General features: G+C 57.1%; 6 protein-coding genes and 1 pseudogene. 5 read left to right on the top strand and 2 right to left on the bottom strand.

Going from position 1 to position 9,229, the window contains the following annotated elements; translation table 11 throughout:
* The first annotated feature begins 155 nt into the window (after positions 1-155).
* Positions 156-1,439, top strand: a complete 1,284-nt coding sequence (locus E1297_RS06680; RefSeq protein ID WP_155135521.1) for an MFS transporter — start codon at positions 156-158, stop codon at positions 1,437-1,439.
* A gap of 122 nt (positions 1,440-1,561) precedes the next feature.
* Positions 1,562-2,806 carry an MFS transporter gene (locus tag E1297_RS06685; protein WP_155135523.1) on the top strand — a complete coding sequence of 415 codons (1,245 nt, stop codon included), beginning with the start codon at positions 1,562-1,564 and terminating at the stop codon, positions 2,804-2,806.
* A 17-nt stretch (positions 2,807-2,823) separates the two neighbouring features.
* Here the strand turns inward: E1297_RS06685 and E1297_RS06690 are convergent, their stop codons facing one another.
* Entirely contained in the window at positions 2,824-3,630 is an 807-nt protein-coding gene (locus E1297_RS06690; RefSeq protein ID WP_155135525.1) for an undecaprenyl-diphosphate phosphatase, read from the bottom strand.
* Positions 3,631-3,822: 192 nt separating this feature from the next.
* Here E1297_RS06690 and E1297_RS06695 point away from each other — a divergent pair, with 192 nt between their 5' ends.
* The 3 genes from E1297_RS06695 (at position 3,823) to E1297_RS06705 (ending at position 7,986) form a co-directional block, all read left to right on the top strand.
* Complete coding sequence (locus E1297_RS06695) at positions 3,823-4,515, top strand: glutathione S-transferase family protein (protein ID WP_155135527.1); 693 nt, start codon at positions 3,823-3,825, stop codon at positions 4,513-4,515.
* Positions 4,516-4,534: 19 nt separating this feature from the next.
* On the top strand, positions 4,535-5,689 hold the full coding sequence (queG, locus tag E1297_RS06700; RefSeq protein ID WP_155135529.1) for a tRNA epoxyqueuosine(34) reductase QueG: 1,155 nt from the start codon (positions 4,535-4,537) through the stop codon (positions 5,687-5,689).
* Positions 5,690-5,790: 101 nt separating this feature from the next.
* A complete protein-coding gene (locus E1297_RS06705; protein ID WP_155135531.1) occupies positions 5,791-7,986 on the top strand; it encodes a hypothetical protein in 2,196 nt (731 codons plus the stop codon).
* Between the two features lie 127 nt (positions 7,987-8,113).
* Here the strand turns inward: E1297_RS06705 and E1297_RS06710 are convergent.
* Positions 8,114-9,202: pseudogene (locus tag E1297_RS06710) on the bottom strand (IS1182 family transposase); the annotation flags it as partial.
* Between the last annotated feature and the right edge of the window lie 27 nt (positions 9,203-9,229).

Genomic DNA, 9,229 nt, shown 5'->3' on the forward strand with positions numbered 1-9,229 from the left:
GGCAACACAATGCGTTCCAACCTAATCGCCCGATGCTCTAGGCGGAACCACGTTCGAGGCGTAAGCTTTTAAGCCGTTCTTTGCTCCCGGAGCATCCTCTCCTAAGATCAGTTCAGGCGCGCATCTTGCCGCCGAGCTGACTGCGAGGTGCGGTGATGTCAGGTCTTGCCAAGATCACGCTTCTGTCTGTCGTCTTTGTCGACCTTTTGGGACAGGGACTCGCCTTTCCAATTATCAATTCCCTGATCATGGATAGCAACTCGCCCCTGTTGGCGAGTGGAACGCCAGTCAGCCTGAGGCATTTCTATTTTGGCCTCACCATCGGCGTGTTCTTCCTGTGCTGGTTCTTCGGCGCACCCTACATTTCCAGGATTTCCGACGTAATCGGCCGGAAAAAGGCAATCCTGATCTGCCTCGTTGGAGCTGTTGCCGGTTATGTCATCACGATCATAGCGCTCGATATCGGGAGCCTTTCACTTTTGATCCTTGGCAGGGCCATTACCGGTTTCACAGCCGGCAACCAGCCGATCGCACAAGCGGCCATGATTGATGGAAGCAACAGTGATCGGGAGCGGAACCGCAACATGGGCCTGATCATTACCGGCTTCAGCCTTGGCCTGATCGGCGGACCGCTGATTGCCGGGCTCACGTCCACGCCGCTTGTCCTCGGTCCGCTCGGGACCATCAAAATGCCCTTTTACGTGGCCTTGGGACTGTGTGTGCTTACCATTCTCATGGTGGCCGTCTATTTCAAGGAAAGCCGGGAAACCGAAAGCACGTTCGTCTTCCGGCCCTCGGAAATTGTCGGCCAAATCCTGCGCGTCAAGGACTACCCGATCGCACTCAGGCTCACCATTGGCCTGTTCTTCTTCCATGTGACTGCCGTCATCATGTATGTCTTTGTGGACAATTACCTGTCCACCCGCTTCGGTTTCGGCACGTTTGGCAGCAGCATGGCATTTTTGGTGATCGGCGCAGCCCAGGCCCTGGCCGGAACCTGGTGCGTCGTGCCTGCGCAAAGATACCTGGCGAAGGAAAAGATCGTGGTCACGACCATGGTGCTTTTCGCAGCCAGTACACTCGCATTCGTGGCGGCCCCAACGCCTGCCTGGAGCTTTCTTCCGATCTTTATCTTCTTCTTTGCGTTCGGGATCGGCTATCCAACCGTGCTGGGTTTGTTTGCCGCCAGTGTTTCTGCCGACGAACAAGGCTGGGTCATGGGAGTGACCGTGGCTGTGTTTACCCTCATTGCCGGAGTGATGTCGGTCGCAGGAGGCATCCTCATCGACATTGCGTTGCGCCTTCCCTTTTATATCGCCACGGCTGCCGCGATCGGCATGATCGCGGTCGTCAGGACCGTTTGGCAGGTTCCGGAGATGAAGAATATTACAGGTTCGGCGGTTGATCTGCCCAGACAAACCGCTGAGCAAAAAGACTAAAACAGATCTGAAAACGCCCCGGAGCTCGAAGGCGCACCAAGGCTCACACCAAAATAAAGTCGTTTTCAAACCGACGATATCTTATCGTCCTCTGCGGAAGCAAAAGGCAAACCGGAGGGTTCATGACCTCATTGGTGAAGTTCACACTGTTGTTCGTAGTGTTTGTTGATCTTCTGGGTCAGGGCCTTGTCTTCCCGATCATCAATACACTTGTGATGGAGGCCCATTCGCCACTGCTTGCAGCCGACACACCGGCAAACCTCCGGCATATCTATTTCGGTCTCGTCATTGGCATATTCTTTCTGGCCTGGTTTTTTGGTGCGCCCTACATCTCGAAACTTTCGGATATCATAGGCCGCAAAAGGGCAATCTTGATCTGCCTGTTCGGAGCTGCCGCCGGATATGCAATCACCATTGCATCACTTTACGCCGGAAGCCTCACGCTTTTGATCATTGGCAGAGCCATTACCGGCTTCACGGCCGGCAATCAGGCCATCGCCCAGGCGGCGATGATCGATGGCAGCGTCGATGACCATGATCGAAACCGGAACATGGGGTTCATCATCACCGGCGTCAGTGCCGGTTTGGTTGGCGGGCCGATCATTGCCGGATTGACCGCAGATCCGATCCTGTTGGGCCGTTTTGCGACGCTTCAGCTTCCATTCTATGTTGCACTAGCACTCTGTCTGGCCGCCGTCTTTCTGGTGCTGGCATATTTCGAGGATGAGCGGGACGACCCTCAACCATTCAGGTTTCAGATTGCAGAAGTATTTGATCAGCTCCTGAAAGTGAAAGATCACCCCGCAACCTTCCGCCTCGCGGTGGGACTGTTCTTCTTTCACACCGCAAACATGACCATGTATGTCTTCGTGGACAACTATCTTTCAACCCGGTTCGGATACGGAACGCTTGGAAACAGCATGGTGTTTCTGACAGTCGGCCTGGGGATGGCGTTTTCAAGCACTTTTCTGGTGGTGCCCGTCCAGAAGCGCTTCAGCAAGCAGAAGATCCTGCTGACCACCATGTATGTCTGGGCACTAAGTGCGGCAGCGATTGTCCTGTCCCCGTTCGCAGTTCTTTGTTTCGTTCCACTATTTGCCTTTTATTTCATATTCGGGGTGGCTTATCCGACCATTCTGGGGTTGTTTTCCGCAAGTGTTCCAGACACCGAGCAGGGTTGGGTCATGGGTGTGACCGTGGCGATCTTTACTTTCCTGGCAGGAACCATGTCACTGATCGGCGGCGAGTTGATGAATATCAGCATCCGCCTGCCATTCTACATCGTTATCGCCGCGGCCCTTGCGACAGCCCTGGTGATCAAAACACTCTGGAAAGCACCCGTCATGGCAAAGATTACCGGCGATTGATGAACAGGGGCATGCCCCTATCCGAGAAAGTAGAGCCCCGCAAATCCTGCCGTGCCAACAAAAATACGCCACCATGCAAAGGGCGCAAATCCATGCCGGCTGACGAAGTCGAGCAGCCCCCTGACGACGAACACGCCCGCCACAAATGATGCCACGAAGCCGATCACGATCAGGGTGATGTCGTCGCCCGACAGCACGTTCCTGTTCTTGTAGAGATCATAGGCAAAGGCGCCTGCCATGGTCGGCATGGCGAGGAAAAACGAAAACTCGGCCGCAGACCGCTTGTCAGTGCCCATGAGCAACGCCCCGGCAATGGTTGCTCCGGAGCGCGAGACACCCGGCACCATCGCAAGGCACTGGACGAAACCGATCGCAAGGCACAGCACAAGCGGATAATCCATCACATTGGTGTAGCGTGGTTTGAGCGGCAAGCGGTCGATCCACAACAGCAGCACCCCGCCAATCAGCAAGGTACTGCAAACCAGCGCGGGACTTTCGAACAGCACGGTCTTGATAAATCCATGCGCCAGGACGCCAATCACTGCGGCCGGCAGGAAAGCCAGAAACACGCCACCAACAAACCGCCGTGACGAGGGATCGGACGGCAAGGAAGTGGCCAGTTTCCAAAGACGGCCAAAATAGACAGACAGGATTGCCAGGATCGCGCCAAGCTGGATCAGAACCTCAAATGTCTTGCCTGTGCTTTCGAACCCGAGAAAATGACCGAGCAGGAGCAGGTGACCTGTGGACGAAACGGGGATAAACTCCGTCAATCCTTCCACGATTCCCAAAATCAGAGCATTGATGATTGTCTGATCATCCATGTTTTATATCCGTTTAGCCGTTTGTGTTGGAATGCTTCTTGTGGCGATGGAAAGAGAAGCGGAGAAGGGCCGCGATTTTCTGTCGTTAAGTGTTTAAATTACGGCTAAACCACCCTCGAGACACAATTTTTGCGTAGCCAACCTGACGATTGAATCCACCTCACGACGCTGAAGGGCACGACCCCTACATTCATGTTCACGCTCTATCATCATCCTTTTTCACCGTCTTCTCGTTTTGTCCGGCTGATCATTGCAGAGTATGGCGCCGACTTTCACGAAGTACTCGTCAATCCCTGGGAACGGCCGCAAAAACTGTTGATGCTCAATGCTGCAGGGACAATTCCGGTCCTGATCGAGAATGACGGCCCCGCCCTGTGCGGCGCCGGGCCCATTCTGGAATATCTCGACGAGACCCGTGGCTATGCCGTGGCCGACCGGCGGCTTATGCCGGATCATCCGGAAGCGCGCGCCGAAACGCGCCGCCTGGTGGAATGGTCGCTTGGAAAATTCGATTTTGAAGTGGTCGGGCATCTGGTCCGCGAACGGATCTACAAGCAGGCAATGCCGCGCTCCGCAGGCGGCGGCGAACCGGATTCAAGCGCGCTGCGTGTCGCCCGCGCGAATATTCATCATCATATGAAATACTTCGGCTATCTTGTTGCCTCGCGCAGATGGCTTGCCGGCGACCGCCTGTCCTTTGCCGATTTTGCACTGGCCGCCGAACTGTCTTGCGCCGACTATCTGGGCGAAGTGCCATGGGCGAACGAAGACAATGTCAAAAGCTGGTACGCACGGATGAAATCCCGCCCGAGCATGCGGCCAATGCTGAGCGAAAAGGTTCTTGGCATGCCGGCATCGCCAACCTATGCGGATCTGGACTTTTGATCACAAACCGGTCCTTGGCATGACCCCCAAGTCAACGGAAAAACTCATCACGGCCATGCGCGAAAAAGCGCGCCACCTCGGGTTTGATGGCCTGGAAATCGCATCTGCGAATGCAATTCCCGAAGCCGCTGATCGTTTGCGCGCTTATCTCGACGCAGGCTATCATGGCACTATGGGCTGGATGGAGGAAACTGCCGGGCGGCGGGCCTCGCCAACCGGTCTCTGGCCGGATGTACGCTCGGTGATCATGCTGGCGATGAACTACGGGCCAGGCACCGAGCCGGGAGACGGGCCGCTCGCCAATCTGGATCGGCCGGACCGGGCCGAGATTTCCGTCTATGCCCGCCACCGCGACTATCACGACATCATCAAGGGCCGCTTGAAGGAACTGGCGAGCTTTCTCGTCTCCCGAACCCCTTCGGAGCACAAGCCGGATGTGAAGGTCTTCGTGGACACCGCTCCCGTTATGGAAAAGCCGCTGGCGCAGGCGGCAGGGCTTGGGTGGCAGGGCAAACACACAAATCTCGTGTCCCGCCGGATCGGATCCTGGTTCTTTTTGGGCGCAATCTTCACCACGCTCGACCTTCCGGCAACCGGAGCAGAAACGGATCATTGCGGGTCTTGCCGGGCCTGTCTCGACAGCTGCCCGACCAATGCCTTTCCCGCGCCTTACCAACTGGATGCAAGACGCTGTATTTCCTATCTGACAATCGAGCATCCCGGCCCGATCCCGCATGAATTCCGCGTGCCGATGGGCAACCGGATCTACGGCTGCGACGATTGCCTCGCGGCTTGCCCATGGAACAAGTTCGCCTCCACTGCCCGGGAAGCCAAGCTGGTCGCGCGGGACGACCTGAAGTCCCCCAAGCTGGCGGACTTGCTCCAGCTCGACGACCCTGGCTTCCGCAAGCTGTTTTCAGGTTCGCCGATCAAGCGCATCGGCCGCAACAAGTTCATTCGCAACGTCTTGATCGCTGCTGGAAACTCGGGATGCGGGGATCTCAAACCCCATGTCGAAATACTTTTGACCGACCCGGATGAAACCGTGCGGGGAACCGCCGTCTGGGCTTTCAGAAGGCTTGCTACAGACCCTGAAATCACCGCGCAAAGGCGAGCGTTTTCCGCTGCCGAAACAGCGCAATCGGTGATCGCGGAATGGACCTTTGACACCTGACAGCCGCCCAGCGTAGGGTCGCGGCAAGATCTGTTTGTCATACCGTAATGATATCAATTGCGAACCGGGCGCGCCCCGGATCCATCACTGGAGTAGGTTCATTGTCCGGCTTGTCTTTGGGGGTCTCCCCGCTTCGTTCCCTTGTGCTGGTCCAAAGGCAACACGCATCTGCACGCCGAACGGGCTTTCTGGCGACAACAGGCTTTTGTGCCGCCATCTTGTTGCCCGCCCAGTCCGCGTTTGCCCAAAGCGCTGCCGAAGAGGCCTATCTGGCCTACGCAGACCGGCTGTCGGCCCTCGGTCTCGAAGTCTCCCAAGGTCCGATCGACTATGATGCTGCCACGGACACGCTCAGCATTCCGGATGTCTCCATTTCCTTCGCCGGTGCGTTTGAATTCCCGAACGAAACGGACACCGGCGGCGCAGACGCATCCACCAACACCACGGACAAGATCACCTACACGCTTTCCTACACCAGCGGAACGCTCACCATTACAGGCATGGCACAGGATGGTGACACGTTCTTAGCTCAAGAATGGATCAACTCGGATGATACCGAGCTGCTCGGCTCTCTGGCACTGAATGGCGATGAGCTGGCAGGTCTCGACATGACGCTCGCCGGATCGCGAGTGGAAAATTATGCGTTTACAATCCCGGCACTGCCCGAACCGGCCGCAGACAAACAGGCAAGCCGGTGGTTGCCTTTCGTCAAGGCACTAATGCTGCAATCCTACGATTTGGCGGAAGTCTCCAATATTAGCGGAGAAATGACTTTCTCGACGAACAGCGGCACCGAAGACAGCGAGAAAGTTACTGCGACACTTGAAATGACCGGATATCGGGCAAGCAACGCCCGAGACGGCCAGATTGACGAATACGTCATTGAGAGCATCAAACAGCAGGTTGAAACCGAGTTGGCCGATGGCACCACACTCAACCAGGCAACCAGTCAAGGCCAGATGACTTATTCCGGGATGAATGTTCTCCCGATAGTCGGCCTGTTCGATCCGTCAGTCCCCGTGACGGGTGAAGCGGAAATCATTCTGGAAACATCATCGACCGAAGATTACGTCTCCGAACAGGATGTGACGCCGGATCTCAAAGCATCCTTTTCCATGGCTGAAGCCTATGCCAAGGATTTGACGGTTACCAAACGTGACGTCGATCCACTCGGCATCCTGGACAACCTTTTGGCAGGCAAGGAACCTGATCCCTACACACTGATCGAGGCCGGTGTACAGCTCTACCGCTCCTTCGGGATCGCGGAAGGCCGGTTGTCGGACATGAGCTTTCAGATCCCGCTTCCGGACGAACCGGACCAGGAACTCGGTTTCACCATTGCTGAAGCCGGTGTGACAGATGCCAGTGCCGAAGGGATCGGTGAATTGTATGTGGCGGGTATAGACGCGGCGAACCTCCCCGATGAGGCTGCTTTCAAACTGGACCGCGCCAGTATCGGCAATATCGACTTTGCCCCCTATGCCGGGATGCAGCCGGTGATCAAGAGCCTCGTTGACAACGCCGGGCGCGTTTCGCGGAACATGTCCCCAATGGAAATTGCGCGCGCCTTTGTCCCAAGCTCCCTGAGCCTCGGTCTTGAAGGTCTCGACATGACAATTCCAGGCGAGGGCGAGGTTTTCATCGGAAACTTCGAGCAGGAATATGCCTCCAGCGTCCCGCCGATCCCGACCGAAATCTATTCCCGGACCGATAATGCGAGCATGCCGCTATCGGCCCTGAATGATCCGCAAGCCGTCAGGTTCTTTGATTCTCTCGGACTTGAGAAAGTCGTCTGGTCAGACGAGACCAGACTGTATTGGGACGAAACCACTCAGGATCTGGTGCTCGAACGGCTGATGATTGATGTCGACGGCGTCGGGCGTGCCGAAGCCAGCATGAAATTTGCCAACGTTCCGAAAGCCCTTTTCGAGGATCCGGAAAACCAGGGCCAGATGGCACTCATCATGGCCTCTTTCGTCGGTGCTGAAGTCACATTCGTCGACGGCGGGGTGACCACGGAAGCCATTGATCAGATGGCTGCCGATACCGGCGTCCCGCCCTCGGCCATGATCCAGGCTTTGGTCGCGCAAACGCAAGCGGCCCTCCGGCAGGTCGACAATCGGGCCTTTACCGAAGAAGTCACGAATGCCGTGGCCGAGTTCCTGAGCCAACCCGGCACTTTGCGGGTTAGCCTGCAGCCGGAAAACCCGGTTCCGGTCGCCCAGATCGCAGCCAGCCTGATTAGCCCGCAAATACTCCCGGACTTGCTGAACGTTCAGGTCACGGCAAGCCAGTAAGTTCAAAAGCCGCATTTTGTGGCCTCAGACCGCTGATAAACCCGCCGATTTTGGCGGGTTTTTTGTTGTTTTTTCAACTTTCGGGTTTTGCCCGTTTGGCGGTGTTGATGATGAAGCCCCGGGCCGCTTATACGGGCGCTTTTTGGGGCGGTTTTGTCAGGGCCATTGCGATTTTCTTGATGTTCTGGGCGGCGGCGGGCAGGCACTGGGTTTGCACCCGCACCAGACTTCGGAACCTTGCATAGCGATGGCCATGAAGCTGCTTGGCATCGGCGAACGAGCGCTCGACGGTTTCCTTCCGGCGCTTGTAGATGGCCTTGCCCCAAGGCGTGAGCCGATGGGCATCGGTCCGCTCCCGGGCCGCCTGCCAGACATGGCGGGTCAGGGTCCGGACCGCCTTGGCATTGGTCGCGCAGGAGGCCAGAGGCGGACAGGTCTTGCAGATCCCGGGGTCGGAGCGGTAATGCTTGTAGCCGGAGCGGTTCGTCGTGGCATAGGTCAGCAGTTGGCCTTGCGGGCGGCGGTACCCGGTCACACCCAGAATGTCCCGCTCCTACAGTCCCATGGCTATACCCGTGGAGGCATAGCCCGCATCCAGGCAGACGGTCGTCACGTCGAAGGCGAAGCGCTGCCGCTGGTGATCCAGCCGGGACAGATACACGATGCTGTCATGGACATTGGCGGACGTTGCGAAGGTACCGGTGACGATCCCCAGCTTGCCGTCTACCGTGCGGTGATCCAGATAGAAGAAGCCCTTGGGCTTGCCCTCGTGCACCATGTAGCCGCTGTCAGGATCCGTGCGGCTCACCTTGGTCGGTTTGACCTGCGGCTCCCGCGCCTATTCCCTCAGTGGCTTCTGGCCGTGAGCCAAGCGTTCCGCCTCAATGGCCGTGTCCGGATCCGCCCAGTAATCCGATCTGGACTTCTCTATCTGTGCCAGATCATATTTGCCCTTGTTGGCGTTCGCCTTCACATGCGTTGAGTCCGTGTAAAGTACCGTGCCGTCGACAAGCTTGTGGGCGATCGCCTGGCTCACAATCTGGTCGAAAATATCCTGGGCGACACAGGCATCGGTGTAGCGCCGCCGCCGGTTCTGGCTCAGCGTGGAGGCATCAAACACCTTGTCCGTCGGTTTCAGCCGCAAGAACCAGCGGTGGGCGACATTCACCGTGATCTCGCGCACCAACTGGCGCTCCGAGCGGACCCCGAACAGGTAATACCAAGTCTCAGATGAAGTGACTCA

Source organism: Roseibium sp. RKSG952, assembly GCF_009711355.1.

Coding starts and splice junctions, on each gene's coding strand:
- E1297_RS06680 (WP_155135521.1), top strand. CDS start 156: ATGTCAGGTCTTGCCAAGATCACGCTTCTGTCTGTCGTCTTTGTCGAC.
- E1297_RS06685 (WP_155135523.1), top strand. CDS start 1,562: ATGACCTCATTGGTGAAGTTCACACTGTTGTTCGTAGTGTTTGTTGAT.
- E1297_RS06690 (WP_155135525.1), bottom strand. CDS start 3,630: ATGGATGATCAGACAATCATCAATGCTCTGATTTTGGGAATCGTGGAA.
- E1297_RS06695 (WP_155135527.1), top strand. CDS start 3,823: ATGTTCACGCTCTATCATCATCCTTTTTCACCGTCTTCTCGTTTTGTC.
- queG (WP_155135529.1), top strand. CDS start 4,535: ATGACCCCCAAGTCAACGGAAAAACTCATCACGGCCATGCGCGAAAAA.